Raw genomic sequence first — 25215 nt, 5'->3', positions numbered from 1 at the left:
CCCCGGTCCCGGGCCGGTCCCGATGCGGTCACGTTCCGGCCTCGGACGTCGGTCTGAGACGATGTGTCCATGCACGAAGCGGACATGCGTACGGATCGCCCCGGCCCCAGCCGGCACGTCGTCGTCATCGGCGGCGGCATCGCGGGCCTCGCGGCGGCCCACCGGCTGCTCGCCGGAGGCGTCCGCGTCACGCTCCTGGAGGCCGGAGACCGGCTCGGCGGCAAGCTGTACGCCGGTGAGCTCGCCGGGGCCCCCGTCGACCTCGGCGCCGAGTCCCTGCTCGCCCGCCGCCCCGAAGCCCTGGAACTCGCCCGCGCCGTCGGCCTCGGCGAAGCCCTCCAGCCGCCCGCCACCGCCACCGCCCACCTGTGGACCCGGGGCGAACTGCGGCCGATGCCGCGCGGGCACGTCATGGGCGTTCCCGGCGACCTGGCACCGCTCGCCGCCTCCGGAGTGCTCTCCCCGGAAGGACTGGCCCGGATCGAGGCCGACCGGGAGCTGCCGCCCACCGAGGTCGGCGAGGACGTCGCCGTCGGCGAGTACGTCGCCGCCCGCATGGGCCGCGAGGTCGTCGACCGGCTCGTGGAGCCACTGCTCGGCGGGGTCTACGCCGGCGACGCCTACCGCATCTCGATGCGCGCCGCCGTCCCCGCCCTCTACGAGGCCGTCCGCACCCACCCCACGCTGGCCGAGAGCGTCCGCGCCCTGCAGGCCGGGGCCGCGAGCCGCGCGGCCGCGGAGCGGACCACGGTCACCGGCGCGGCCGCCACCGGTGCCTTCTTCGCCGGCATCGAGGGAGGCGTCGGACGGCTCCCGCTCGCCGTGGCCGAGGCCTGCCGGGCCGCCGGAGCCCGCCTGGTCACCGGCACCCCCGTGCGCGAGGTCGTTCGCAGCGCCGAGGGCTGGCGGGTCGTCGCCGGCGGCGAGGCCATCGAGGTCATCGACGCGGACGGCGTGGTCCTGGCCACCCCCGCGGGGCCCGCCGCCGGACTGCTCGACGACCTCGCCCCGGCCGCCGCGGCCGAGCTGCGCGGGGTCGAGTACGCCTCCATGGCACTGGTCACGATGGCCTTCCGCCGCTCCGACCTGCCGGCCTCCGTGACCGGGGGCGGCGCCAGCGGGTTCCTCGTACCGCCCGTCGACGGCCGGACCATCAAGGCCTCCACCTTCTCCAGCAACAAGTGGGCCTGGGCCGGGGCCGATCCGGAGCTCTTCCTGCTGCGCACCTCGGTCGGCCGGTACGCCGACGAAGCCGATCTGAAACGGGAGGACGGGGAGCTCGTCGAGGTCTCCCTCGCCGACCTGGGCGAGGCCGTGGGCCTCGCCGCCCGGCCGGTGGCCTCCACCGTCACCCGCTGGGACGGCGGTCTGCCCCAGTACCCGGTCGGCCACCTGTCCCGCGTCGAGCGGATCCGCGGCGCGGTCGCGGCCCTGCCCGGCCTCGCGGTGTGCGGAGCGGTGTACGACGGAGTGGGCGTTCCGGCCTGTATCGCCAGTGCCGCCAAGGCCGCGGACGCGGTGATCGGCTCGTTCGGAGCGCGTTCGGTACCCCCTGGGACAGACCACTGATCAGCACACGGGACAATAGGCACATGACTGCACCAGAGAAGATCCCCAACGCGGGGAAGAAGGCGAAGGACCTCAACGAGGTCATCCGCTACACCCTGTGGTCCGTCTTCAAGCTGAAGGACGTACTGCCCGAGGACCGCAGCGGCTACGCCGACGAGGTCCAGGATCTCTTCGACCAGCTGGCCGCCAAGGACATCACCGTCCGCGGCGCCTACGACGTCTCCGGCCTGCGCGCCGACGCGGACGTCATGATCTGGTGGCACGCCGAGACGGCGGACGAGCTGCAGACCGCCTACAACCTGTTCCGCCGCACCAAGCTGGGCCGCGCCCTGGAGCCGGTGTGGTCGAACATGGCCCTGCACCGCCCGGCCGAGTTCAACAAGTCCCACATCCCGGCCTTCCTGGCCGACGAGGTCGCGCGCGAGTACGTCAGCGTGTACCCCTTCGTGCGCAGCTACGACTGGTACCTGCTGCCCGACGAGGACCGCCGCCGCATGCTCGCCGACCACGGCAAGATGGCCCGCGGCTTCCCGGACGTGCGCGCCAACACCGTCGCCTCCTTCTCGCTCGGCGACTACGAGTGGCTGCTGGCCTTCGAGGCCGACGAGCTGTACCGCATCGTCGACCTGATGCGTCACCTGCGCGCCTCCGAGGCCCGTATGCACGTCCGTGAAGAGGTGCCCTTCTACACCGGGCGCCGCAAGTCCGTCGCCGACCTGGTGGCCGGGCTCGCCTGATACCTCCCCTGGGGGGAAGGACCGGAGGACGACCACACCGTTCGGTGAGTTCCTCCGGTGGATCGGGAGGCCCTGCCCCCGAAACGACGCAGCCGGAGATCCCGCCCGGAAGTTCAGACGACTGGCGACAGCAGTGCCCCGGGGGTTGCCCCGCGGGTGCTCGCCGTCCGGTCGTCCAGCGACACCGGTGCGGGCTCCGGATGCGGCGCACACGTGACACGCGCGCCGCCGTTTCCGGCCGGCGAGGTGTCACCCGTCAGCAGATACCGCTCCACGTGCCGGTCCACGCAGTCGTTGCGTCCGCCGACCACTCCGTGCGAGCCGGCCCCCTTCTCCGTGACCAGCGCGGCCTCGCCGCCGAGTCGCCGCTGGAGCTCCAGCGCGCCCCGGTACGGGGTCGCCCCGTCGCGTTCCGCCGCCACGATCAGGGTGCGGGGGAGCGCCGCCGCCCGCCCGTGGCCGACCGGCACCGGCCGCTGCCGCTCGCGCACCGGCCAGTAGGCGCAGGGGAGGTTCAGGAAGGTGTTGGCCCAGGCCTCGAACGGGGCCGTACGGGCCAGCGCGGTGCCGTCCCGGTCCCAGACGGCCCATTCCCCGGGCCAGGGGGCGTCGTTGCACAGCACCGCCGTGTAGACGGCCGTCGCGTTCTCCGCCTCGGCGGCCCGCGCCGGGTCCGGGGCGGCCTGCCGTACCAGTTCCGCCGGATCGCCGCGCAGGAACGCGGCGAGCGCCGCCGCCCGGTCCGGCCACACGTCGTCGTAGTACGCGGCCCGGAGGTAGGCGGCCTGGAGTTCGCCGGTGCCGACGCTGCCGGCGGCGGGGTCACGGGCCAACGCCTCCCGGACGCGCTCGTAGGAGGCCTGCACGGCCGCCGGGGTGGTGCCGAGGCCGTACGCGGCGTGGTGGCGGGCGACCCAGGAACGGAAGTCGTACCAGCGGCGCTCGAACGCGGCGGCCTGGCCGAGCTGGGAGCGGTACCAGATGCCGGCCGGATCGGGATCGACCGCCGAGTCGAGCACCATGCGGCGTACGCGGCCCGGGTGGAGGGTGGCGTAGACGGCGCCGAGGTAGGTGCCGTAGGAGCCGCCCATGAAGGTCAGCCGGCGCTCGCCGAGGGCGGCGCGCAGCACGTCCAGATCGCGGGCGTTGTTCAGCGTCGTGTAGTACGGCAGCCGGGTGCCCGCACGCCGTGCGCAGCCCTGGGCGTAGGCCCGGGCGGCGGCGACGCGCTGCCGCTTGTACGCGGGCGAGGGGACGGCCGGGACCTGGGTCGGGCCCGTGCGGGCGGCGGGGTCCCGGCAGGACAGCGGGGCGGAGCGGCCGACGCCGCGCGGGGCGTAGCCGACGAAGTCGTAGGCGGCGGCGACCCGTCGCCACTCGGGGAGCCCGGCGGCGAGCGGAAAGGCCATCCCGGAGGCCCCCGGCCCGCCGGGATTGTTCACGAGCGCACCCTGCCGGCGCGCCCCGCCCTCCCCGGTCGCCGGGACCCGGCTGACGGTGAGGAGGATCTGGGGCCCGTCGGGGCGCGCGTAGTCGAGCGGCACGCGGAGCACGGCGCACCGCACGCTGCGGGGCAACTCCTCGACCGCGGGGCACACCCCGAACTCCAGCCGCTCGCCTCCGGCGGGGTGGCCGGGCACCGCGGCTCCGGCCCGGCCGGCCGCGGCGGCGGCGCGCCGGGCCACGAGTTCGGCTCCGGCGGCCTCGGCAGCGAGCCGGTCGCCGCCGGCGGGGTGGGGGCCGGGTGGGCCGGTCCCCTCCCCTCGGGCGGGGCGGCCGGGCAAGGGCGTTTCGCCGAGGACCGCCGACCCGGCTCCGGGCCGGCCGGCCGCGCTGCGGGCGGCACGTTCGGCTCCGGCGGCTCCGGCGGCTCCGGGTGCCGGCCGGGGGGCGGGCGGCGGCCCGGCGGTGGCGGTCGCGGGGGTGAGAAGGGCCAGGGACAGGGCGGCCGCGGCGGTGCTGTGGAAGAGGGGTGGGGGTGTGCGCATGGCGGGGGTCGGCCCTTCGGGTCGTGCGATGAGCCGACTAAAGAGCCGAGCGCGTGCCGTGTAAAGGATCGGCGGGCGGTGTCGGCCTCATTGGTCCCGTTGCCCCGGGATCCGCCCCCGGTTGCCGTACCCGAGGGCCGCCCGGAGCCCCGGGTCGCCGACCGCGCGTACGCCTCGTACGGCCACCGCGGTCAGGGACTCCTCCTCGCCCCCCTCCTCGTCCAGGGCGATGAGCAGCCGCTGCCCGGCCGGGGAGGCCCAGGACGAGTGCAGGTGCCCGTCGAAGCGGGCTATCCCGAGGCAGCTCAGGGAGAGGATCAGCGGCAGCAGGAACCACACCAGGACGATCGTGGCCGAGGTCTCCTCGGGCGGCACGGCCAGCGAGGCCGCCGCCATCGCGAGTACCAGCAGGGTGGCCCCCTGGACGGCCCGGATCCCCTCGTCGATCCCGTCCCGTACGCCCTCGCTCAGCGCGAGTCCCGCCTCGCCCAGCCGGTCCGCGAGGTCCCGTACGGCATCGTCCTCCGCCACCGTGTACCGCAGCGCCGGCACGGGCGACTGTCCGTCAGGGCCGAACGCCCCCAGGACCGACCGCTCGTGCGGATCTCGCCCGATGGGGTCGACGATGGTGGCCCACCCCGTGTGAGCGAGCAGCAGCCGCCGCTCGCGCTGCATCGAGAGCAGCGTCAGGTCGGCGACCCGCATGGGGCCGCCCGCGAGGTAGGCGGCCTCGTACAGGCTCAACTCGGCGTGGTGGTGCGAGGAGGCGGAGCCCGGCGCGGGCTCCGCCGCTCGGGTGGCGGCCCTCAGGAGACGGGCGCACGACACCAGCACCCCGGCCCAAGCCGCCAGCAGGAACAGGACCCAGAACATGTCCAGCTTTCTACAAGCTGATGATATGCCTGGTCAGGGGGTACGGGCAGCTTGTAATGGGACCGTGATGGGCCGTCAGGAGCTACTGGAGCAGCTGGATCCGGACGAGCTGCTGCAACTGGAGCTGCTGCAGCTCGAACTCGAACTGCCGCAACTCGAACCACTGCTTGAACAGCCGGTGCCGCTGCCACCACAACTGCTGCCCGAGGAACCGCAGTTCGACCCCGACCCGCAGCTCGATCCGCTCCCGCCGCCGTCGCTGCCCGCGCACCAGACGACGGGGACGAGGACATCGGAGGACGAGTCGGAGCCGTGCGAGCCGTGCGAGTCGTGGGTACGGCTCCCGGACTGGGCCGCGGCCAGCCGGGTGCCCCGGGCGGCCGGTACGAGCTGCTGCCGCAGATGCGGGTCCCGCAGACCGCGCAGCCCGGACAGCGAGATCCGCACGTGCGGGCTCTGGTCGTTCTGATACGCGCGGCGCACCGCGGTGAGCGCCCGCGCCCCCGCCGGGGTGAGCCGGCTCCGGGCCCGGCGTGCGCCGACCACGCCCATGACGATCCCGCCCAGCAGCGCGGGCAGCACCACCAGGATGAACGGCACTGAGTCGGACAGCACGACCATCCCCACGATGGTCAGCGGGATGGACACCGGGATGAGAACCGCGCACACGACGGCCTGGACCACGCCCCAGCGCCGCCGGGACGGGCCGGATTCGGGCGGGGAGAGCAGCCCGCGGGCCGCGAGGGCGTCCCCGATCTCCTGCACGGCCGGGTTGAGCATGGCCTGGTACCGCACTTGGTACAGCCACCCCGAGGGCGCCGCCTGGTGGGCCTGGAGGACGGCGCGCTCGGCGGGATCGCCGGCCCGCGCCCCGGGCCGTACCTGGACGAGCCCGGGACCGCCGGCCACCAGCCGCCCGTCCGTGAGCATGGCGGCGAGCGCGGCGTCCACGACGCCCCCCGGCCCGCCCACCAGGAACGCGGCCTCGGACAGGTCGAGCGGTACGGCCGGGGAGCCGCCGGACCGGGGCCGGGGGCCGCGCAGCCCCCGCACCAGAACGAGGGAGGAGGCGAGGACCCCCACCCAGACCACGACAGCCAGCACATTGGTGAAGCTCATGCCGCCCTCCCCACGAGCGTCCGGGCCCAGCGCACGACACGGCCGGGCGGCCGTACCCCGGCCCGTTCCCGCCACCAGGCGGTGAGCCGCCGCCGCGCCGCGACGTCGGCCGGCAGGTCCCGGATCAGCAGGTGCTCGGCGAAGTCGAGCGCGTCGCGGCGGTAGCCACCGGTCATCGGCCGGCCCTTGGCGTACGCGAGGAAGGCCTCGCGGTACGGCTCGGCGCCGCCGAGGATCCCGGGCAGCTCGGGCGCCACCTTGGCCACCACGTCGGCCCGCTTGGCCGCCAGGGCCCGGGCCTGCACCCGGATCCGCGGCCGGTCGAACCCCTCGGGCACGGGCGTCCCGGCCACCAGCGCCGACAGCAGCGCGGCCTGCGCGAGCCCCACCCGGGTCCGGGCGGCCTCGGCGACGCCCGGTTCCGGCGCTGCCGCTGTCTCCGCCGCTGCCTCTGTCTCCGCCTCTGCCGCAGGCTCGGCCACGGTCGCCGGAGCCGGCGCGATCGCCACGGTCGCCGGAACCGGCGGAGCCGCCGGCGCGGCGCGGATCGCCGTCAGTTCGGCCGCGAGCTCCGCCTCCGGCGGGAAGTCGTCGTCCCGTTCCAGCAGCACCCCCGGCGGGTCCACGCGCGAGCGCAGCCCGGCCAGCAGGTCGAGCACCACCGGCGGCACCGGGTGCGCGTGCGTGTCGTGCCATACGCCGCCCTTCTCCACGCCGCCCGCCACGTGCACGTACGCCAGCGCCTCCAGCGGGATCGCGTCGAGCACGGCGGCCGGGTCCTCGCCCCGGTTGACCCGGTTGGTGTGCAGGTTGGCCACGTCGATGAGCAGCCGGACGCCGGTCCGCTCGACCAGTTCCGTCAGGAACTGCCCCTCCGTCATCTCCTCGTCCGGCCAGGAGATGAGCGCGGCGATGTTCTCCAGCGCGAGCGGCACCGGCAGGGCGTCCTGCGCGATCCGTACGTTCTCGCACAGCACGTCCAGCGCGTCCCGCGTGCGCGGCACCGGCAGCAGGTGGCCGGCCTCCAGCGCGGGCGAGGAGGTCCGTACGAAGGCGATGTGCTCGGTGACGAGCGGCGCCCCCAGCGCCACCGCCCGCTCTCCGAGGGCCGCGAGCTTCGCAGGGTCGGGGCGGTCGGCGCCGCCGATCCCGAGCGAGACCCCGTGCGGCACGACGCGGACCCCGCGCTCGCGCAGCCGCACCAGGGATTCGGGCAGGTGGCCCGGGCAGACGTTCTCGGCCACGACCTCGACCCAGTCGAGGCCGGGCAGCCGCTCGACGGCGTCCGCGATCTCCGGCCGCCAGCCGATCCCCACTCCCAGTCGTTCCATGGGCTTCATGTCCCCCGCCCCCTTCGTCCGGCCGTGATCCGATGTCACCGGTCATCCGTGTGATGGCCCCGCCGAAGCCGGGCCAATCCGCCGGAGGGGACGTTCAGAGCAACATTTGAGGTTCCCCGGCCGAAGCGATATACGCCGCGGTTCCTCGGCCACACGGCCGGGCCCGCAGCCGGGGTGCCACCAGGCCCGCGGCCGGGGAACGGCCCGCGGCCGGCGCGCCGCAGCCGGGCGCGCCCCGGCCGTGTGGCCGGGGCGGCGTACGAACTACAGCCGCGCCCGCAGCGCGGGATGGTCCGCGACCACCGTGCAGGACCCGGGCGCGATCTCCGTGAAACCGGCGTCCCGGACCACCGGCAGCCCGCTCCCGCTCAGCTCCGCCCACCGCTCGCGCGGCGCCGTGCGTACCGCCAGACGGAAGCCGCCCGCCTGCCACAGCCCCCGCTCCGCGCCGGTCAGCTCCCACCACGCCAGCTGGGCCCCGTGCCCGGCCTGGGCCATCGCCTTGCCGGCCGACATGTCCAGGTCGGGATTGAGCCACAGCACGGGCAGCCCCGGCTCGCTCTCGGGGCCGACCGGTTCGGGGTCGTCCAGGTCGGTGCCCGACACCTGGAGCTTCGCCAGTTCCTTGGGCCAGCCGTCGAGCGGCACCGGAGGGAAGACCCGCACCTCGGACGCGTCACCGTGCACGGTGACACCCGGCAGGGTCTCGGCCTTGCGCCACTCCGCCCCGCGCGCCCGCCGGACCACCTTGCGGATCCGCGCGTCCTGCCAGTCCCGCACCGCCTCGGCCCACTCGCCCTCGCCGTGCGCACGCTCGTCGGAGAGCAGCACCAGTACCGCGCGGGCCGCCGTCTCCAGGGCGTCCGTCCGGGCCGGCGGCGCGGTCTTCTCGATGCGGACCACCAGCGGGAGGACGAACTGCGGGGCCTCGTCGCGCAGGACGTGCTCCTGCCGGAACGGGCTGTCCGCCCCGACCGCGGGTACCTGTGAAGCGTCGTGCGCGTGCTGGCTGCTCATCCGGCCAAGCATGCCAGGCTCCCCCTTCAGGATGATGCCGAGGGTGCCCGGGCCGGGCGAGGATCGACGCCATGCAGAGTGATCCTTCCGCCACCGGCCCGGCGGCCCCTCACCGGACCGCCCCTCACCGGCCCTGCCCGCACCAAGGGGACCGGAACTGAACCTCACCGCCGTCGGCCGCCGCTACGGACCCCGACGACCCTGGGTGCTGCGCGGGGTCTCGCTGGAGCTGCCGCCCGGCGCCCTCGTCCGGATCGAAGGGGGCAACGGGGGCGGCAAGTCCACCCTGTTGCGCCTCGTCGCGGGGATCGACACCCCGAGCGAGGGACGCGTCAGCGGGCGCCCCCGCCGCACCGCCTACGTTCCCGAACGCTTCCCGGCGGCCCTGCCGCTGACCGCCGAGGCCTATCTGACCCACCTGGGCCGGGTGCACGGGCTGTCGCGGGCCGGGGCGGCCCGGCGGGCGGGGGAGTGGCTGGAGCGGTTCGGGGCCTCCGGGCACGCCCGCACCCCGATGGCCGAACTCTCCAAGGGCACCAGCCAGAAGGTGGCCGTCGCCCAGGCGCTGCTCGCCGAGCCGGGGCTGCTCGTGCTCGACGAGGCCTGGACCGGGCTCGACGCCCCGGCCCGGGCCGAACTGGACCGGGCCGTCGCCGAGCGCACCGCCGCCGGAGCCACCGTGGTCTTCGTCGACCACGACCCCCGGCGGCTCGCGGGCGCCGCCGACGCGCACCACCGGATCCGGGGCGGCGCCCTGGCCCCGGTGTCCGCGGCGGCCGGCCCCCTCGTACGGATCCACGCCGTCGCGGCGCCCGGCCAGGAGTTGCCCCCCGGCCTGGCCGGGGCGCCGGCTCCCGACGGCGGGGTCCTGCTCACGGTGGAGGCCGCTCGCTCCGACGAGGTGCTGCGCACCCTGCTCACCGCCCGGTCGCCCTGGCACATCCGCGCCGTGGAGGAACCCGAGTGACCGCTCTGCTCCGCTACCAGGGCGCGCTGCTGCTGCGCTCCCAGCGGTGGATCGCCCCGCTCGTCGTGTACGCCGCCTTCGTGGCCGCGGGGATCCGGCCGGGCGATCCGGTGTTGGACTCCCTCGGCTTCGCCGCCGCCGGTCTGGTCCCGCAGACCGCCTGGCTGGTGCGGATCTGCGTCACCAACGAGCCCGACGCGGCCCGTGACTGCGCGGCCGCCGCGGTCGGCCCCGTACGGGTCCATGCCGCGGCCCTGGCCGTCGCCCTCGGCGGGGCCCTGCTCGCCGGGGCCGCGGGAGGCACCGCGGCGCTTCTGCTCTGCGCCCCCGCGGGAGCCGGCCCCGTGCGCGCGGCCCTCGCCGGGGCCTCGGCGGTGGCGGCCTGCGCGCTGACCGGCGCGGCCGTCGGGGCCCTGTGCAGCCGGCCGCTGATCCGGCGGCGCGGCTACGCCGTGTTGGCCGGGGCCCTCGGCTCGCTGCTGGCCTGGGTGCTCGCCGGCTCCCCGGCCCGGGTGGCGGTGTCCGCGCTGGTCACGGGCTCGGCGCGGCCTCCCGTCGGCGCCCTGGCGGGAGCGCTGCTGCTGGCGGGCGCCGCGGGCGCCGGGGCCTGCCTCCTCGCCGCCCGGCGGGGGTGATCAGTGCACGGCGACCGGTGACGAGCCGTTCGGTACGAGGAGTCGGGGTGCACCGGTGCCGTCCGCCGGGACCGACCAGACGTCGCTCGCGCGGCCGTCGGCCCCCGGCCGCGCGTAGGCGACGGTCGAGTCGTCCAGCCAGGCCACCTGGTCGTCGACGCCGTGCGGCTCGGCCAGCGGACGCTCCGTCATGGCCGCCAGGTCGAGGACGTACAGCCGCCAGGGGTCCCGGGAATCGTCGGAGACCTTCTTCTTGAAGGCGACGCGGGTGCCGTCCGGTGACAGGGAGGGGCATTCGACGTTCTCGCGCAGCGTCTTCGCCGACCAGTTCCGCAGGTCGCCCTCGACGAGGTGGGTGCGGCCACCCGTGGAGACGGTGGCGTAGAAGCGGTTGTCGTCGCCGGCGAAGCTCACGCCCCAGTAGTTGACGTCGGGGCTGTGGTGGCGGGCCCCGCCGAGGGTGAGCGGGATCTGTTCCATGGACTTGACGAGGTAGCCGGTGCGCAGGTCCAGGATCGAGGTCCGGGTGGAGAAGCCGGAGGCGGCGTACGAGTCGCCGGCCGCGAAGGTCGTCCAGGAGAGGAGCTGCCCCGAGGCGGAGACGCGGGCCCGGTTGGGGATGCCGGGAACGGTCACCCGGCGGACCTCCCGCAGGCGCCGGTCGAGTACGAGGGCCTCCGTCCGGGCGGGGGCGCCGGGCAGTGCGCGCAGGCACAGGGCGTGGTCCCCGGCGGCGTGGAAGCGGTCGCAGGAGGGCCCGCCGGCCGTGCGCCCCGGTCCGTCGCCGGTCTGCCGCGCGACCCGCCCGGTGGCCGCGTCCCGAAAGTACAGGCCGGGCGCCGCGACGCCGAACGAGGCCTCGGCACCGGCCTGCCGGAGCGGCCCCGCGCGGTGTCGTGCGTGCAGTACGTAGCCGAGCGAGCCGCCCGCGAGGAGGACCACGGCGGTGATGACGAGGGCGAGGCGAAGCCGCCGCGGGCGCAGGTTCATGACGGCTCCACGGGAGGGACGGGGGCAGGGGCTGCGGTACGGGAGGGCAGGACGCGCCGGGCGGCCACGAGGGCCCCGGCCAGCGCGAGGGCGGCGGCCCAGAGCGCCGGCCGCTGCCCCCAGAAGGTCCACGCCGCCCCGAATCCGGCGGCGCCGAGGAGCCGGGCCAGCGCCTGGCCGGTCTGCAGCACGGCGAGCCCGCCCGCGCGCCCGTGCGGGGGCAGCACGGGCGCGGCGAGCGCCATCAGGACGCCGTCCGTGGCGGCGTAGAAGACGCCCAGCAGGGCCAGTACGCCCACCACGGTCGGCCCGCTGACGGGGGCGAGCAGCAGGCCGTACACGCCGAGCAGCGCGAGGTGCCCGAGCAGGAAGGCCGCCGGCCGCCCCGTCCGGTCGGCGATCCGGCCCGCCGGGACGGCGAGCAGCAGGTAGACGGCGGCGGCGCCGAGCGGCAGCAGCGTGAACAGGACGGGCGACAGGTCGAGTCCGCGCAGGAGGAGCAGGTAGAGGAAGGCGTCGCCGATGGTGGTGGCGCCCAGCAGGACCGCGGCGTACAGGACGCGGCGGAAGGCGGGGTCGCGCAGCGCGGTGCGGGCCGGGGCGGGCCTGCGGGCGGCGGCGGCCGGAGGCACGGCCGGGACGTACACGGCGAGCAGCAGCACCCCGAGCAGGCCCGTGCAGAAGCTGACCGCGAACACCGCGTCGTAGGCGTCGGCGGTGGCCCACAGCACGGCGAACGCGGCGAGCGGGCCGAGCAGGGCTCCGGTGGTGTCCATGGCGCGGTGCACACCGAAGGAACGGCCCAGCGACTCCGGGGGGCCGCTGAGCGAGATCATGGCGTCCCGCGGCGCGGTGCGGATGCCCTTGCCCAGCCGGTCGGCGGCGAGCGCGGCGGCGATGCCCGCGGTGGCGCCGCCCGCGAGGAGCAGGCCGAGCCGGGACAGCGCGGACAGCAGGTAGCCGGCCCCGGCGACCCGCTTGTGGCGGCCGCCGCGGTCGGCGAGCCGTCCGCCGAGCAGCCGTACGAGGGCGGTCGCGCCGTTGAACATGCCGTCCAGGAAGCCGAACTGGAGCGGGGAAAGGCCGAGTCCGAGGACGAGGTAGAGCGGCAGGACCGCCGTGACCATCTCCGAGGAGACGTCGGTGACGAGGCTGACCGTGCCGAGCGCGAGGACGGCGGCGGGGACGCGCCGCCGGGCCCCTGGGGTGCGGGGCGGCGCGTCCGGGCGGCCGTCGGCGGCCAGGTACATCAGTGGCAGCTGTACGTGGGGCCGGTGTCCTTGACCTGCCCGTCGGTCCCGACGTAGCTCCATCCGTAGCCGGTGTCGGTGAAGTCCAGCTTCAGGACGCCGTACGGTCCGCTGATCCGCTTCTGGCTGTTGGGCTGGACCTGTTCGATCGGGTAGGGCTCGGCGCCTCCCATCCCGCCGACGATCTCCACGATCCCGTCGGCGGTCGCCCGGCCCTCCGGGTCCTGCGGGGCGAACCGCTCGTAGTGGTGGTCGTGCCCGTTCAGGACGAGGTCGGCCTTCGCGCCGTAAAGGATCTTCCACACCGGCTTGGAGACCGGGTCGTTGCCGTGCCCGCCGGAGGAGAACAGCGGGTGGTGCCAGTAGGCGGCCACGCACTTCTTGCCGTTGGCGGCGAGGTCGGCCTTGAGCCAGTCGATCTGGGCGGCCTGGTCGAAGGAGTTGGAGTCGAGGGCGATGAAGTGCCAGTTGCCCTCGTCGTAGCTGTACCAGCTCTTGCCCTGCGGGAAGGCGATGCTCCCGAAGTACGCCTTGTACCCGGCGAGGGAGCCGGCCGGGTCGTACGTCTCGTGGTTGCCCGGGACCGGTCGGGTCCTGTCCTTGAACGCGCCCCAGCTCTTGTCGTAGTAGGCGCGGTAGTCGGAGAGCCGGGCGTCGTCGTACTGGTTGTCGCCCATCGTCAGGTAGAACTTCGGGTTCAGCTGCTGGGCGAGCGTGGCGGTCCTGGGGTGCGCGCAGCCGCTGTCGGAGGCCGTGCACTGCGCGGCGATGTCGCCGGCCGCGACCACCGTGAAGGCGCCGCCGGGCTGCGGCCCGCCGCCGGCGGTCCCGTACACCTCGGCCTCGAAGAGCGAGTAGCCGTACGAGGTGCCGCGCGCGGTCCCGTACACGCGCAGGTAGCGGCCCTTGCCGGAGAGGCCGGTCCAGTCGTCGGTGCCGCCGTTGCCCGTGGACTCGGTGGCGAGGGTGGTCCAGGCGGTGCCGTCGGCGGAGATCTCCACGCGGTAGGCCTTGGCGTAGGCGGCCTCCCAGGTCAGCCGCACCCGGGAGACGGTGGCGGAGGCGCCGAGGTCGACCCGGATCCACTGCGGGTCCTTGCCCTCGGCGCTGGCCCAGCGGGTGGCGGCGTTGCCGTCGAAGGCGTTCTTGGCGCCCAGCGACGAACTCTCGGTGGAGGAGGCGGTCGCGGGCTTCCCGCGCGATATGAGGGGGTCGGCGGCGGTCCCGGAGGCTCCGGCCGCCCCGGCCCGTTCGGGCCAGGAGACGAGGAGGCCGCCGGTGAGCGCGAGGACGGTGGCGCCGACGAGCAGGAGGGTGCGGACTTTGGTGCGGAAGGTCTTCAGGCGCATACCTGAACTCCCTGGCCTTGGGGGCGGCGAGAGCTGGACACCGGTGCGGGACGCCGCGCCCCGCCCGCGGGCGGGCAGGAGGCGGCGCCTGGCGGCCGGGTCAGAGCTCTCACTGAGCGCGTCATGCCGAGGGAGGAACCGGCACCGCGCCAAGCCGCCGCCGGGGACACTAACAGGAAGGAAAGTTTCCTACCAGTGGTCGGGTGGTCCGGTGCGACGGCCCGTGCGGACCAGTCGGACGAAAGCGGGCCGTACCGCCCCGGGCGAGGGTCCCCGGTGCGGGTCTACTTCCCGATCAGCTCGGAGACCTTCACGAAGCGGTAGCCCCGCTTGCGCAGCTCCGGGACGATCTTCTGGATGGCCTCCTCGGTGACGGGTGCCGCGCTGCGCGTGCAGTGCATGACCACCACCGAGCCGGGCTTCACCCCGGCGAGCACCTGCTCGGCCACCGCGCCGGGGTCCTTCGCGAAGGCGTCCCCGCTCACCACGTCCCACTGGACCGCCGTGACCTTGGCCGTGGACAGGGCCCGCAGCGCCTCGTCGTCGTAACAGCCGCCGGGGAAGCGGAAGTAGGGGACGGTGTTGACCGCGCCCGCCTTGCGGAAGGCCTCGAAGGCCCGGTCCACGTCGGCCCGGGCGGCGGCGCCGTCGAGCGCCGGAAGCCCGTAGCAGGGGGACTTGAAGGCGTGGTGGCTGTAGGAGTGGTTCGCGATCTCGAAGTTCGGGTCGGTGCCGATGGACTTCGCCTGGTCCGGGTACTCCTCCGCCCAGCGGCCCGTCATGAAGATCGTCGAGGGCACCTTGAGGGCGCGCAGCGTCGAGATCAGCTGGGGGTTGTCGAAGTGCTCACCGGCGTCGGCGCGCGGCCCCTGATCGGAGGTCATGTCCGCGTCGAAGGTCAGCGCGACGGTCTTCTCGGTGTGCTGCTTGGCGCGCTCGAACACCGGGGTCAGGCCGTTCGGGCCGGGCGCCAGCATCGGGGCCTTGGCGGGGGCGCCGGGCTGAGGGGAGGCGGAGGAGGAGGCGGCCGGGGAGGCCGCACCCGAGGGGCTCGCGGGCGGCGCGGACGCCGCGGGAGTGCCCATACGGGCCTGGGGGCCGGCGCCGGCCGTACCGGTGGAGCCCCCGCAACCCGAGAGGCAGACACCGAGGGCGGCACCGAGGGCGGCCGCGACCGCCGCTTTGCGCACAGAAATGGTCACGCAGGCAAAATATATGACTATGTGGTGAGTGCTTGTCTGCGGCACTCGTGCACGCCGAAGTCACCCTTCCGGCACACGGGCTCCGCCGCCGAACGACCCCAAGCGCGAGGTCAGTGCCTCCAGGGCCCCGTCACGGCGAACGTCGTCCCGGGGGTGTACTGGTTGACGTACATCGTCCGCAGGTCGGGGGAGAAGGTGACCCCGGCGAACTCCCCGTACTCCGCCGCGCCTCCCGGCCGTCCGATGTCCTCCGCGTTGCGGGCCACCGGGTAGACCCCGCCGCCCGCCGTCACCCCGAAGACGTACTGCTCCCCGCCGCCGTCCTCGCACACCATCAGGCCGCCGTCCGGAGCCAGGCAGATGTTGTCCGGGGAGTCCCCGGGCAGCGCCACGTCCGCGGCCGGCCCGAAGCGCACCTCCAGCCGGATCGTGCCGCGCACCGGGTCGTGGAACCACACCTGGCCGTGGTGGTCGGCGGCCGCCCCCTCGCCGCTGCGGGCGAAGCTGGAGACGAAGTGGACCCCGCCGAGGGGTCCGCCGCCCCAGTAGCAGCCCTCCAGCTTCTGCGCGTGCGTGATCCCGCCCGGTCCGAAGTCCTGGTGCCGGATCGGGGTCCCGGCCGCCGAGGGGTCCGGTACCGCCGCCCACTCCACCGGGAACTCCGCTCCGGGCTCCTCCACCACCGACAGGTCCGGGAGACCGGGCACCCGCATGGCCTCCAGCCGGCCCCCGGCCCGCAGCGAGCCGAGTCCGCCGAGCGGCCGCTCCGGGAGGAAGCGGTAGAACAGGCCGAACGGCCGCACGAAGGCGTCCTCGGTCAGGTAGACCACCCCCCGGTACGGGTCCACGGCGACGGCCTCGTGCGCGAACCGCCCCATCGCGGTCAGCGGGACGGCCCCCGAGCGGCGGGGGTCGGCGGGGTCCACCTCGAAGACGTGGCCGTGGTTGTGGGTGTAGCCGGAGGTGCCCGCCCGGTCCTCGGTCTCCTCGCAGCTCAACCAGGTGTTCCAGGGGGTGCGGCCGCCCGCGCAGTTGACGGCGGTGCCGGCCAGGGCGACCCGCTCGGCCGTGACCCTCCCGTCCGCACCGAGCTCCAGGACCGTGCAGCCGCCGAGCGCGTGGGGGTCGTACGTCATCCCCCGGGCGGCGGGCACCCGCAGCGCGGCGGTGACCCGGTTCTCGTGGTTGCGCACCAGCCGCACGCGCCCGCCCCCGGCGCCGAAGGCGGCCATGCCGTCGCAGTTGGCGGGGACGGCGCCCTCGCCGGAGCGCAGCGGATCCCCGGCGCGCGACAGCACCCGGTAGGAGAAACCGGCCGGCAGGTCGAGGAGCCCGCGCGGGTCGGGCAGCAGCGGCCCGTACCCCCGCTCGCGCGCGCGGGCGGTTCCGGCGTCGCCGGTGAACAGGGCTCCGAGCGCGCCGCTGAAGGCGATCGAGCCGGCGGCGAGCAGACTGCGTCGGGTGACGGACATCGGCAACTCCCGGCGGTGGCGCAGGACATGTGACCGGGTCGTCCTACCACGCGTCCCGCCGACCGGGCCGCCGCCGCGAGGCACCGGCCGCCCGGGTCACCCGGGCGGTGGCGGGGGACGGGCCGGGCGCCGGGTGTCGCGCAGCCGCAGCCGCCGTGGTCCTCGTCGCCGGAGCAGCAGTCCCAGCCACCGCCGGAGCAGCAGTCGCGGCCGCCGCCGGGGCCGGTGTCCCGGTGGCGGCCGCGAGGTGCCGGGAAGCGCGTCAGGCGAGCTTGGCGCTGAGGGTGATCGTCGTACCGGTCAGGGCCTGGCTGACCGGGCAGTTCTTCTTGGCGTCCTCGGCCGCGGCGACGAAGGCGTCGTTGTCGATGCCCGGGACCTCGCCCTCCACCGTGAGGTGGATGCCCGTGATGCCCTCGCCGGGCTGGAACGTGACGTCGGCCTTGGTCTCCAGCTTGGTGGGCGGGGTGCCCTTGCCAGCGAGGCCATGGGACAGCGCCATCGAGAAGCAGCTGGAGTGGGCGGCGGCGATCAGCTCTTCCGGGCTGGTCTTGCCGTTCGCGGCCTCGGCACGGGAGGGCCAGGAGACGTCGAACGAGCCCTGTCCGGAGGAGTCGAGGGTGACCTGACCCTTGCCCTCCAGCAGGTTCCCTTCCCAAACGGTGTGCGCGTGGCGTGTGGTGGCCATGGTGGATCCCTTCGCAGAAGTGGGAACGGCCGGGGACCCGAAGGGACCCGGCGTCCCCCAACCTACTGGGACACCAGGGGCTTTGCGTCGCGTGCCAGCGCGGTGAGCCGCGAGATGGCACGGAAGTACTTCTTGCGGTAGCCGCCGTTCAGCATCTCTTCACTGAACAGGCGGTCGAAGGCGACTCCCGAGGCGAGCACGGGTATCTCGCGGTCGTACAGCCGGTCGGCCAGGACCACCAGCCGCAGGGCGGTCGACTGGTCCGGCACCGCGCCCACGTCGGTCAGGCAGACCGCCGTGACCCCGTCCGTCAGCGCGCCGTAGCGGCTCGGGTGGACCTTCGCGAGGTGGTCCAGGAGGTGCGGGAAGTCGTCGAGGCTCGCGCCCGGGGTCGCGTACGCGGCCTTGGCGACCTGCTCGTCGGAGAAGGGCGCCGGGGCCTCGGGCAGTCCGCGGTGGCGGTAGTCCTGGCCGTCGATGCGCAGCGGCCGGAAGTGCGCCGACAGGCCCTGGATCTCCCGCAGGAAGTCGACCGCGGCGAACCGGCCCTCGCCGAGCTTGCCGGGCAGCGTGTTGGAGGTCGCGGCCAGTGCCACGCCCTGCTCGACGAGGCGGCTGAGCAGCGAGGACACCAGGACGGTGTCGCCCGGGTCGTCCAGTTCGAATTCGTCGATGCACAGCAGGCGGTGCCCGCCCAGGGTCCGCACGGTCTGCTGGAAGCCGAGCGCGCCGACCAGGTTCGTCAGCTCCACGAAGGTGCCGAAGGCCTTGAGCGCGGGCTCGGCCGGGGTGGCGTGCCACAGGGAGGCCAGCAGGTGGGTCTTGCCGACGCCGTAACCGCCGTCGAGGTAGACCCCGCGCGGGGCGGTGGGGGCCGCCGGCTTCTTGGAGAACCAGCGCTTCTTGGCGGCGCCGCTCGCGTGCGCCCCGCCGAGCCCCGCGGCGAAGCCGCTGAGCACGGTGACGGCCTCGGCCTGGCTCGGCTGGGTCGGATCCGGGTTGTACGTGTCGAAGCGCACCGAGTCGAAGCGCGGCGGCGGGACCATCTCGGCCACCAGCCGTTCGGCGGGTACGTGCGGTTCGCGGGCGCACAGTGCCTGCGGGCCCGCGTCGGCTATCGGGGGCCGGGAGGCGGAACCGGGGGCGGAGAGTGATGTCGGCACAGCCCTTAACTCTACGGGGCGTGTCAGACTGCACCGATGCGACGCCTGTTCCCTGTGACCGATCAGACACCCGCCTCCCCGGAGGCCCTGGCCGACCGGGAATGGTCCCTGGACGAGCTCGCGGAGGCCTACGCCTATCCCGCGCTCGGCCCGGGAGACCACTGGCTGCGGGCGAACATGGTCTCCACCCTGGACGGGGCCGGCCAGCACGACGGTCGTTCGCAGCCCATCTCCGGCGAGACCGACATGCGGATCTTCGGCACCCTGCGGGCCCTGGCCGACGTGGTGGTCGTCGGAGCGGAAACGGTTCGCCAGGAGGGCTACCGCCCGGCCCGGGCCCGGGAGGCCTTCGCGGCCCGCCGCGCGGCCGCCGGACAGGGCCCCGCCCCGGTCATCGCCGTGGTCACCGCGAGCATGGACCTGGACTTCACGCTTCCCCTCTTCACCTCCCCCCTGGTGCCCACCCTGGTGCTCACCGGCGCCGCCGCGCCCGCCGGGCGGGTGGCCGAGGCCGCCGCTGCCGGGGCGGAGGTCGTGGTGGCGGGCGAGGGCGCGCGCGTGGACGCGGCCCGCGTCGTACGGGAGCTCGCCGCGCGGGGCCTGCGCCGCCAGCTCACCGAGGGCGGACCCCGGCTCCTGGGCCAGTTCGTGGCCGCCGACGCCCTCGACGAACTGTGCCTGACGATCTCCCCGATGCTCACCGCCGGTGACGCCCAGCGCATCGCCGGAGGGCCTTCCGTCACGGTTCCGCACCGGCTCGCGCCCGCCTGCGTACTGGAAGAGGCCGGGTTCCTGTTCACGCGTTACCGTCGGATCTGACAAAGGCGGAATTTCTGGTTCCGCTTAGCTTCCGCAGGGCACGTACCTGGGCACGTATATCTGCGTATGGCCCCGCGTGGGAGCGGGGCAGGATGGTTTCCGCAGGGGGCCGGCCGGCCGGCCTCGGCCCATGAAGGAGAGGGCGTCCGTGTTCACGAGCGTATTGATGATCGAGCAGCCCCTGACCACGGTGGACGTGGACTTCGTCACCACCCTGCACGGAGACGACTCGGTCTCCTTCGTCGTCCTCATGCAACCGCGCGGCGACCAGGACCGACTGCTGCGCGCCATCGACGACGTAGCGCTCGGTGAGCTTCCCGAGGCCATTCACGAGGGCGACGAGCCCGAGGGCGAGGCCGCGCGGGGCCCCGCCGAGCAGGCGCTGGCGTACTCCATGGAAGCCCTGCGCAAGAAGGGCGCCAACGTCATCGGCCAGATCATCGAGGACCACCCGCTCGACAAACTGAAGTCCGTGGTCGATGAAACCGGAGCCGACGAGGTGATCGTCCTGACCGCCCCGCACTTCGTGGAGGAGTTCTTCCACCGGGACTGGGCGTCCCGGGCCCGTCACAAGGTGGGCGTTCCGGTGCTCAAGCTCTTCGCCCACAACGAATAGGCTTGGGTCCGCAGGGCCCAGTCCGAAGCGCCCACCGCACAGCACCACACCCAGCACTCGATCCTGGAGCGACCTGAATGAAGCCCGGCCTGCCGACCGCCATGGAACGGCCCCACTTCATCGGCATCGGCGGCGCCGGCATGTCCGGCATCGCGAAGATCCTCGCCCAGCGCGGCGCCAAGGTGGCCGGCAGCGACTCCCGTGACTCCGAGACCGCCCAGGCGCTGCGCGCCCACGGCGCCACGGTCCACATCGGGCACGCCGCCGGCCACCTCGCCGAGGACTCCACCTGCGTGGTCGTCTCCAGCGCCATCCGAGCCGACAACCCCGAGCTGGCCCGCGCCGCCGAGCTCGGCATCCCCGTCGTGCACCGCTCCGACGCCCTCGCCGGGCTGATGGACGGGCTGCGCCCGATCGCGGTCGCCGGCACCCACGGCAAGACCACCACGACCTCGATGCTGGCGGTCTCCCTGTCCGCACTGGGCCTGGACCCCTCGTACGCCATCGGCGGCGACCTGGACGCCCCCGGCTCCAACGCCCACCACGGCGAGGGCGACATCTTCGTCGCCGAGGCGGACGAGAGCGACCGCAGCTTCCACAAGTACGCCCCGCAGGTCGCGATCATCCTCAACGCGGAACTCGACCACCACGCGAACTACGCGTCGATGGACGAGATCCACGAGTCGTTCGAGACCTTCGTCGGCAAGGTCGTGCCCGGCGGCACCCTCGTCGTCGCCCACGGCCAGGAGGGCGCCGCCGAGATCGCCCGCCGCGTCGCCGGCCGCGAGGGTCTCACCGTCGTCACGTACGGCGAGGAGCCCGAGGCCGACGTACGCATCACCAAGATCACCCCGCGCGGCCTGACCAGCGAGGTCACCGTCGTCATCGACGGCCGCATGCTCACCTTCACCGTGTCCGTGCCCGGCCGGCACTACGCGCACAACGCCGTCGCGGCCCTCGCCGCCGGTGTCGCCCTCGGCATCCCCGCGCACAACCTGGCCTCCGCGCTCGGCAAGTACACCGGCGTCAAGCGCCGCCTCCAGCTCAAGGGCGAGGCGGCCGGCGTGCAGGTCATCGACTCGTACGCGCACCACCCGACGGAGATGACCGCCGACCTGGAGGCCATCCGCGGCGCCGCCGGGGACTCCCGGATCCTGGTCGTCTTCCAGCCCCACCTCTTCTCCCGCACCCAGGAGCTGGGCAAGGAGATGGGCCAGTCCCTCTCCCTGGCCGACGCCTCCGTGGTCCTGGACATCTACCCGGCCCGCGAGGACCCGATCCCGGGCGTCACCAGCGAGATCATCATCGCCGCCGCCCGCGCCGCCGGCGGCGACGTCACGGCCGAGCACTCCAAGGAAGCCGTCGCCGACGTCATCGCGGGAATGGCCAAGCCCGGCGATCTCGTTCTCACCATGGGCGCGGGCGACGTCACGGATCTGGGACCGCAGATCCTCGCCCGCCTGTCGAGCTGAGGGAGCGGGAACGTCATGTCGTACGAGGTCCAGAAGACGGACGAGCAGTGGCAGGCCGAGCTGACCCCGTCCGAGTACCAGGTGCTCCGCCTCGCGGGCACCGAGCCGGCCTTCCGCGGTGAGTACACCGACACCAAGACGGAGGGCGTCTACTCCTGTCGCGGCTGCGGCGCCGAACTGTTCCGTTCCTCGGAGAAGTTCGAATCGCACTGCGGCTGGCCGTCGTTCTTCGACCCGAAGGACAGCGAGGCCGTCGAACTCCTCGCCGACACCTCCCACGGCATGGTCCGCACGGAGGTCCGCTGCGCGAAGTGCGGGTCCCACCTGGGCCACGTCTTCGAGGGCGAGGGCTATCCCACCCCCACCGACCAGCGTTACTGCATCAACAGCATCTCCCTGCGGCTGACCCCGGCCGACGGGGCGAGCTGACGAACCCCCACCGGTTCCCGTCGGGCCCACGTCCCGCCGGGAACCGGTTCCGTCATCCGGGCGGGCGGGGGAGCCGCCACAGGAGCAGGCCGGTGACGAGGGCCAGGCCCAGCAGCAGCCAGGAGCAGCCCACGAGGGCAGCGGTGTAGTCGTGCGCCGACAGGTGCGCGGCCGGGTCCTGGGGGTCCGCGCCGAGCAGCGCGACGAACAGCGCGCCGACCACCGCGACGCCGAGGGAGCCGGCGAGTTGGTTGACGGTCAGGACGATGCCGGAGCCCGCACCGGCCTGCTCGGGCCGGACCGCGGCCAGGATCGTGCCGATGAGCGGGGCCGAGACGAGCCCTTGACCGATCCCGCCGATGGCCAACGCGGGTTCCATGGCCAGGGCCTGCTCGGCGTTGGAGGAGATCGGGTCCGACAGCAGGGTGGCGACCAGGACCAGATAACCGGCCACCATCGTCCCCGCCCCGGCGAGCAGCACCCGCCGCCCGTACCGGTCGACCAGGCGCCGGCCTGCCAGGGAGGCGGTGGCGAATCCGATCCCCAGCGGCAGGAAGGCGATGCCCGAAGCGAGCGGGGTCAGCCCCAGGCCCTCCTGGAAGACGTAGGCGAGCAGCAGGAACAGCCCGTAATTGCCCGCGTAGAAGACCAGCGCCGCCCCGAGACCGGTCAGAAAGCCGCGGTCACGGAAGAGCGCCGGCGGCATCAGGACGACACGGCCGGCCGCCTCCCGGCGCCGTTCGACCCGCCACAGGGCGGCCAGTGACAGCGCCGATCCGGCGAACGCCGCCCACACCCACGCCGGCCAACCGCTGTCGCCGCCCCGGATCAGCGGGTAGACGAGCAGGGTCATGGCGGCGGCGGTCAGCGCCAGTCCGGGCAGGTCGACGCGTTGGTGAGTGGCCGGCGTCGCGGGGATCAGGGCGGGCACGCAGGCGGCCGCGAGCAGGCCGATGGGCACGTTCACCAGGAACACCGACCTCCAACCGAGCCCGAGGACGTCCGCGCGGATCAGCACGCCCCCGACGAGCTGCCCCACCACCGCTCCGAGGCCCAGGGTGGCCGCGTACCCGGCCAGGGCCCGTCCCCGCTCCCGGGCCGGCACGATCACCTGGATCAGGGCGAGCACCTGCGGCAGCATCAGCGCGGCGGCCAGCCCCTGGGCGATCCGCAGGACGATGAGCGCGCGCACCGACGGCGCGGCCGCGCAGCCCGCGGACAGGACGGCGAACGCGATCAGGCCGGTCATGAAGACGCGCTTGGGGCCGTACGAGTCGCCGAGGCGCCCACCGGTGGTCAGCGCGGCGGCGTAGGCCAGTACGTAGCCGCTGATCACCAGCTGGATGTCGGCGAAGCTCGCGTGGAGGTCCCGTTGGATGGACGGCGCGGCGACGTTGACGATCAGGACGTCCAGGATGCCCATGAAGGCGGCGGCGAGCAGCACGGCCAGAGCCCACCGCCAACGCGGACCCGTCGCGGTCCGCTCGCCGGTCACCGCGCCGGAGCCGCCCGATCCCGAGCCGTCCGATGTGCCCACGGGAACTCCCTTGCCGGTGCGCGGTCGGGGCCTGGACGCCATCGTCGGCTCCCGGCGCCGCCGCAGCCACCGGGGACGCCCGGACGGGCGCGCCCCGGCCCGTCGGCGCCGCGGCGCCGCGTGCCTTGTCCCGCCGGACCGGAAGGCTGAAGATCATTGGATGATCGATTCAGGAGGGGACATGATCAAGGGGGGCAATGCCTTCGTGCCGACCGTGCCGCTGCGGATCGCCGTGCGGAACGGGCTGGACGTGGCGGTGCTGCTGCTGACGGGGCAGGGCAGGGTCAGGGGGGACGGGGACATCGTGTTCCACGGTGCGCCGGTCCATCCGTCGGGCACCGTGCGGCTGCTCGGGGACGAGAACGGCACGGCCTGGCTGGACGTCGCACTCGCCGCGGTGGAGGAGGAGATCGTCCGCGTCATCGTCGTCGGGTCGACGGAGAGCGGGGCGATGCGGGACGTGCACGGGCTGTCGGTGGAGGCGTTCGCGCCGGACGGTACGCCGGTCGCGCGGTACGACGTGACCGATGCCGGGGCGGAGACGGCGATGGTGCTCGCCGAGCTGTACCGGCGGGCAGGGGGCTGGAAGTTCCGTGCGGTGGGCCAGGGGTACGTCGACGGCCTCGCGGGCCTGGTGACGGACCACGGCGTGGACGTGGCGGACCCGGCACCGGCGCCGCCGCCGGTCGGCACACCGGTGCCATTCCAGGCCCCGCCCCAGGTTCCGGCGCAGCTCCCGCCCCAGGCCCCTGCTCCGGCCAAGGCCCAGGCTCCGGCCCCGGTCGCGTTCCAGGTCCCGGCACCGGTCGCGGCACAGGCCGCGGCTCCGGCCGCGTTCCAGGCCCCGGCTCCAGCCCCGGCTCCGGTTCCGTTCCAGGTCCCGGCCCCGCCCTCCGGTCAGGTCCCGCCTCCGGCCCACGGTCAGGTTCCGCCTCACGGTCAGGTTCCGCCTCCGGCCTACGGTCAGGTTCCGGCTCCGGCCCACGGTCAGGTTCCGCCTCCGGCCTACGGTCAGGTGCCGCCCCCGGCCTACGGTCAGGTGCCGCCCCCGGCCCATGGTCAGGCTCCGCCTCACGGTCAGGTGCCGGCTCCGGCCTACGGTCAGGTGCCGCCCCCGGCCCATGGTCAGGCTCCGCCTCACGGTCAGGTGCCGGCTCCGGCCCACGGTCAGGTGCCGCCCGCCGGTCAGGTGCCCGCTCCGGCCTACGGGCAGGTCCCGGATCCGGGGCCCGCCGGGGTGGCTCCGCAGGCCGTGCCGGCCGGGCCGGGGGTCCACTGGCCTTACGGTGCAGGCTTCGAGCCGTACGCGCAGAGCGGCCGGGACAACGACGTGATCACGGTGAACGGGCTGCCGCCCGGGCCGGTCATCGTCGAACTCGCCGTCCGCGGCGACGGGTACACGGGTCTATGGCCCCTCACCCGGTTCAACAAGGAGGGCGACAGCCTCATCAACAGCTGCGAGGAGAACTTCCGGGGCAGGGTGCTCACCCTGGTTCCCTCGAACGGGCGGCTGCGGCTGCAACTGAAGGCGGAAGGGCGTTGGCAGCTCCGGGTGCTGCCGCTGGCCGCGGCGACGCTCCTGACGGAGGAGGAGCTGGAGGGCGGCGGCCCCGACGTCCTGCTGCACACCGGCGGAACGGCCGACCTCCACCTGCACTACCGCGGTGACGACAACCTCATCGTCAACCTCTACGAGCTGGAGGGGCACGACGACCCGGCCGAGCTCCCGACGGACGACAACGCCGTCAACGAGATCGGCAAGCGGCGTGAGACCGTGCCCCTGCCCGAGGGCCCGGTCGTCGTGCAGCTGGAGATGGCGGACGGGCCCTGGCGGGCCCGTCTGAAGGACCTGCAGCCCCACAGCGGGCCCGGGGGCGTCGGGGGCCTCGCGAAGGTGACCGACATCCGCAGGGGCCAGGGGCGGTCCTGGTGGGGCAGGTCCTGAGCGGCTGACGGGCCGACACCTCGCGAGGCACGGGTCGG

22 protein-coding genes are annotated in these 25215 nt (G+C 74.4%); 9 read left to right on the top strand and 13 right to left on the bottom strand.

Going from position 1 to position 25215, the window contains the following annotated elements:
* Positions 1-69 precede the first annotated feature (69 nt).
* Positions 70-1569 carry a protoporphyrinogen oxidase gene (hemG, locus tag ACIQ5Y_RS11800; protein WP_403878408.1) on the top strand — a complete coding sequence of 500 codons (1500 nt, stop codon included), beginning with the start codon at positions 70-72 and terminating at the stop codon, positions 1567-1569.
* 23 nt (positions 1570-1592) lie between these two features.
* Positions 1593-2306 carry a hydrogen peroxide-dependent heme synthase gene (gene hemQ, locus ACIQ5Y_RS11795; protein WP_403878405.1) on the top strand — a complete coding sequence of 238 codons (714 nt, stop codon included), beginning with the start codon at positions 1593-1595 and terminating at the stop codon, positions 2304-2306.
* A gap of 113 nt (positions 2307-2419) precedes the next feature.
* Here hemQ and ACIQ5Y_RS11790 read toward each other — a convergent pair whose 3' ends face one another.
* From ACIQ5Y_RS11790 to ACIQ5Y_RS11770, 5 genes are all read right to left on the bottom strand, one after another.
* Positions 2420-4294 (bottom strand): alpha/beta hydrolase, encoded by a 1875-nt coding sequence (locus ACIQ5Y_RS11790; protein WP_403878402.1) that lies wholly within the window; start codon positions 4292-4294, stop codon positions 2420-2422.
* Between the two features lie 87 nt (positions 4295-4381).
* Positions 4382-5167 carry a TIGR04222 domain-containing membrane protein gene (locus tag ACIQ5Y_RS11785; protein ID WP_403878399.1) on the bottom strand — a complete coding sequence of 262 codons (786 nt, stop codon included), beginning with the start codon at positions 5165-5167 and terminating at the stop codon, positions 4382-4384.
* A 75-nt stretch (positions 5168-5242) separates the two neighbouring features.
* Positions 5243-6286 (bottom strand): TIGR04222 domain-containing membrane protein, encoded by a 1044-nt coding sequence (locus tag ACIQ5Y_RS11780; protein WP_403878396.1) that lies wholly within the window; start codon positions 6284-6286, stop codon positions 5243-5245.
* Complete coding sequence (locus ACIQ5Y_RS11775) at positions 6283-7626, bottom strand: DUF692 domain-containing protein (protein WP_403878394.1); 1344 nt, start codon at positions 7624-7626, stop codon at positions 6283-6285. The genes ACIQ5Y_RS11780 and ACIQ5Y_RS11775 overlap by 4 nt, the downstream gene beginning before the upstream one ends.
* Before the next feature lie 264 nt (positions 7627-7890).
* Positions 7891-8643: an aminoacyl-tRNA hydrolase gene (locus tag ACIQ5Y_RS11770; protein ID WP_403878392.1), complete on the bottom strand. Its 753-nt coding sequence runs from the start codon at positions 8641-8643 to the stop codon at positions 7891-7893.
* Between the two features lie 157 nt (positions 8644-8800).
* On the opposite strand from ACIQ5Y_RS11770, the gene ACIQ5Y_RS11765 reads away from it, so the two are divergent.
* Positions 8801-9610, top strand: coding sequence for an ATP-binding cassette domain-containing protein (locus ACIQ5Y_RS11765; protein ID WP_403878773.1), 810 nt, complete (start codon positions 8801-8803; stop codon positions 9608-9610).
* Entirely contained in the window at positions 9607-10245 is a 639-nt protein-coding gene (locus ACIQ5Y_RS11760; RefSeq protein ID WP_403878390.1) for an ABC transporter, read from the top strand. Before ACIQ5Y_RS11765 ends, ACIQ5Y_RS11760 begins: the two co-directional genes overlap by 4 nt.
* On the opposite strand, the gene ACIQ5Y_RS11755 is transcribed toward ACIQ5Y_RS11760, so the two are convergent.
* From ACIQ5Y_RS11755 to zapE, 7 genes are all read right to left on the bottom strand, one after another.
* Positions 10246-11235, bottom strand: coding sequence for a hypothetical protein (locus tag ACIQ5Y_RS11755; RefSeq protein ID WP_403878388.1), 990 nt, complete (start codon positions 11233-11235; stop codon positions 10246-10248).
* A complete protein-coding gene (locus tag ACIQ5Y_RS11750) occupies positions 11232-12485 on the bottom strand; it encodes an MFS transporter (RefSeq protein WP_403878386.1) in 1254 nt (417 codons plus the stop codon). The genes ACIQ5Y_RS11755 and ACIQ5Y_RS11750 overlap by 4 nt, the downstream gene beginning before the upstream one ends.
* Positions 12485-13834: a discoidin domain-containing protein gene (locus ACIQ5Y_RS11745; protein ID WP_403878384.1), complete on the bottom strand. Its 1350-nt coding sequence runs from the start codon at positions 13832-13834 to the stop codon at positions 12485-12487. Before ACIQ5Y_RS11745 ends, ACIQ5Y_RS11750 begins: the two co-directional genes overlap by 1 nt.
* 284 nt (positions 13835-14118) lie before the next feature.
* Complete coding sequence (locus ACIQ5Y_RS11740) at positions 14119-15036, bottom strand: polysaccharide deacetylase family protein (protein ID WP_403878382.1); 918 nt, start codon at positions 15034-15036, stop codon at positions 14119-14121.
* 110 nt (positions 15037-15146) lie between these two features.
* The gene (locus tag ACIQ5Y_RS11735) at positions 15147-16508 is read right to left on the bottom strand and encodes an alkaline phosphatase PhoX (RefSeq protein WP_403878380.1); all 1362 of its coding nucleotides are present in this window, start codon (positions 16506-16508) and stop codon (positions 15147-15149) included.
* Between the two features lie 262 nt (positions 16509-16770).
* A complete protein-coding gene (locus tag ACIQ5Y_RS11730) occupies positions 16771-17196 on the bottom strand; it encodes an OsmC family protein (protein ID WP_376656940.1) in 426 nt (141 codons plus the stop codon).
* 62 nt (positions 17197-17258) lie between these two features.
* On the bottom strand, positions 17259-18359 hold the full coding sequence (gene zapE, locus ACIQ5Y_RS11725; protein ID WP_403878377.1) for a cell division protein ZapE: 1101 nt from the start codon (positions 18357-18359) through the stop codon (positions 17259-17261).
* A gap of 36 nt (positions 18360-18395) precedes the next feature.
* Between zapE and ACIQ5Y_RS11720 the strand changes: the two genes are divergently transcribed.
* The 4 genes from ACIQ5Y_RS11720 to msrB all read left to right on the top strand — a co-directional run bounded on the left by ACIQ5Y_RS11720 (position 18396) and on the right by msrB (position 21695).
* Positions 18396-19178 carry a pyrimidine reductase family protein gene (locus ACIQ5Y_RS11720; protein WP_403878374.1) on the top strand — a complete coding sequence of 261 codons (783 nt, stop codon included), beginning with the start codon at positions 18396-18398 and terminating at the stop codon, positions 19176-19178.
* Between the two features lie 148 nt (positions 19179-19326).
* Positions 19327-19794 (top strand): indole-3-glycerol phosphate synthase, encoded by a 468-nt coding sequence (locus ACIQ5Y_RS11715; RefSeq protein WP_403878371.1) that lies wholly within the window; start codon positions 19327-19329, stop codon positions 19792-19794.
* A gap of 77 nt (positions 19795-19871) precedes the next feature.
* Positions 19872-21266, top strand: a complete 1395-nt coding sequence (gene murC, locus ACIQ5Y_RS11710; protein ID WP_403878368.1) for a UDP-N-acetylmuramate--L-alanine ligase — start codon at positions 19872-19874, stop codon at positions 21264-21266.
* A 15-nt stretch (positions 21267-21281) separates the two neighbouring features.
* The gene (gene msrB, locus ACIQ5Y_RS11705; RefSeq protein ID WP_403878365.1) at positions 21282-21695 is read left to right on the top strand and encodes a peptide-methionine (R)-S-oxide reductase MsrB; all 414 of its coding nucleotides are present in this window, start codon (positions 21282-21284) and stop codon (positions 21693-21695) included.
* A 52-nt stretch (positions 21696-21747) separates the two neighbouring features.
* Here the strand turns inward: msrB and ACIQ5Y_RS11700 are convergent, their stop codons facing one another.
* Positions 21748-23232 carry an MFS transporter gene (locus ACIQ5Y_RS11700; RefSeq protein ID WP_403878362.1) on the bottom strand — a complete coding sequence of 495 codons (1485 nt, stop codon included), beginning with the start codon at positions 23230-23232 and terminating at the stop codon, positions 21748-21750.
* A gap of 160 nt (positions 23233-23392) precedes the next feature.
* Here ACIQ5Y_RS11700 and ACIQ5Y_RS11695 point away from each other — a divergent pair, with 160 nt between their 5' ends.
* Positions 23393-25177, top strand: a complete 1785-nt coding sequence (locus ACIQ5Y_RS11695; RefSeq protein ID WP_403878359.1) for a TerD family protein — start codon at positions 23393-23395, stop codon at positions 25175-25177.
* The last annotated feature ends 38 nt before the right edge of the window (positions 25178-25215 follow it).

Source organism: Streptomyces sp. NPDC096339 (assembly GCF_044762985.1).
Classification (GTDB): Bacteria; Actinomycetota; Actinomycetes; order Streptomycetales; family Streptomycetaceae; genus Streptomyces.
The sequence above is the reverse complement of the archived record's forward strand: the minus strand, read 5'-3'. Positions and strand labels throughout refer to the sequence as shown.

Coding starts and splice junctions, on each gene's coding strand:
- hemG (WP_403878408.1), top strand. CDS start 70: ATGCACGAAGCGGACATGCGTACGGATCGCCCCGGCCCCAGCCGGCAC.
- hemQ (WP_403878405.1), top strand. CDS start 1,593: ATGACTGCACCAGAGAAGATCCCCAACGCGGGGAAGAAGGCGAAGGAC.
- ACIQ5Y_RS11790 (WP_403878402.1), bottom strand. CDS start 4,294: ATGCGCACACCCCCACCCCTCTTCCACAGCACCGCCGCGGCCGCCCTG.
- ACIQ5Y_RS11785 (WP_403878399.1), bottom strand. CDS start 5,167: ATGTTCTGGGTCCTGTTCCTGCTGGCGGCTTGGGCCGGGGTGCTGGTG.
- ACIQ5Y_RS11780 (WP_403878396.1), bottom strand. CDS start 6,286: ATGAGCTTCACCAATGTGCTGGCTGTCGTGGTCTGGGTGGGGGTCCTC.
- ACIQ5Y_RS11775 (WP_403878394.1), bottom strand. CDS start 7,626: ATGAAGCCCATGGAACGACTGGGAGTGGGGATCGGCTGGCGGCCGGAG.
- ACIQ5Y_RS11770 (WP_403878392.1), bottom strand. CDS start 8,643: ATGAGCAGCCAGCACGCGCACGACGCTTCACAGGTACCCGCGGTCGGG.
- ACIQ5Y_RS11755 (WP_403878388.1), bottom strand. CDS start 11,235: ATGAACCTGCGCCCGCGGCGGCTTCGCCTCGCCCTCGTCATCACCGCC.
- ACIQ5Y_RS11750 (WP_403878386.1), bottom strand. CDS start 12,485: ATGTACCTGGCCGCCGACGGCCGCCCGGACGCGCCGCCCCGCACCCCA.
- ACIQ5Y_RS11745 (WP_403878384.1), bottom strand. CDS start 13,834: ATGCGCCTGAAGACCTTCCGCACCAAAGTCCGCACCCTCCTGCTCGTC.
- ACIQ5Y_RS11735 (WP_403878380.1), bottom strand. CDS start 16,508: ATGTCCGTCACCCGACGCAGTCTGCTCGCCGCCGGCTCGATCGCCTTC.
- ACIQ5Y_RS11730 (WP_376656940.1), bottom strand. CDS start 17,196: ATGGCCACCACACGCCACGCGCACACCGTTTGGGAAGGGAACCTGCTG.
- ACIQ5Y_RS11720 (WP_403878374.1), top strand. CDS start 18,396: ATGCGACGCCTGTTCCCTGTGACCGATCAGACACCCGCCTCCCCGGAG.
- murC (WP_403878368.1), top strand. CDS start 19,872: ATGAAGCCCGGCCTGCCGACCGCCATGGAACGGCCCCACTTCATCGGC.
- msrB (WP_403878365.1), top strand. CDS start 21,282: ATGTCGTACGAGGTCCAGAAGACGGACGAGCAGTGGCAGGCCGAGCTG.
- ACIQ5Y_RS11695 (WP_403878359.1), top strand. CDS start 23,393: ATGATCGATTCAGGAGGGGACATGATCAAGGGGGGCAATGCCTTCGTG.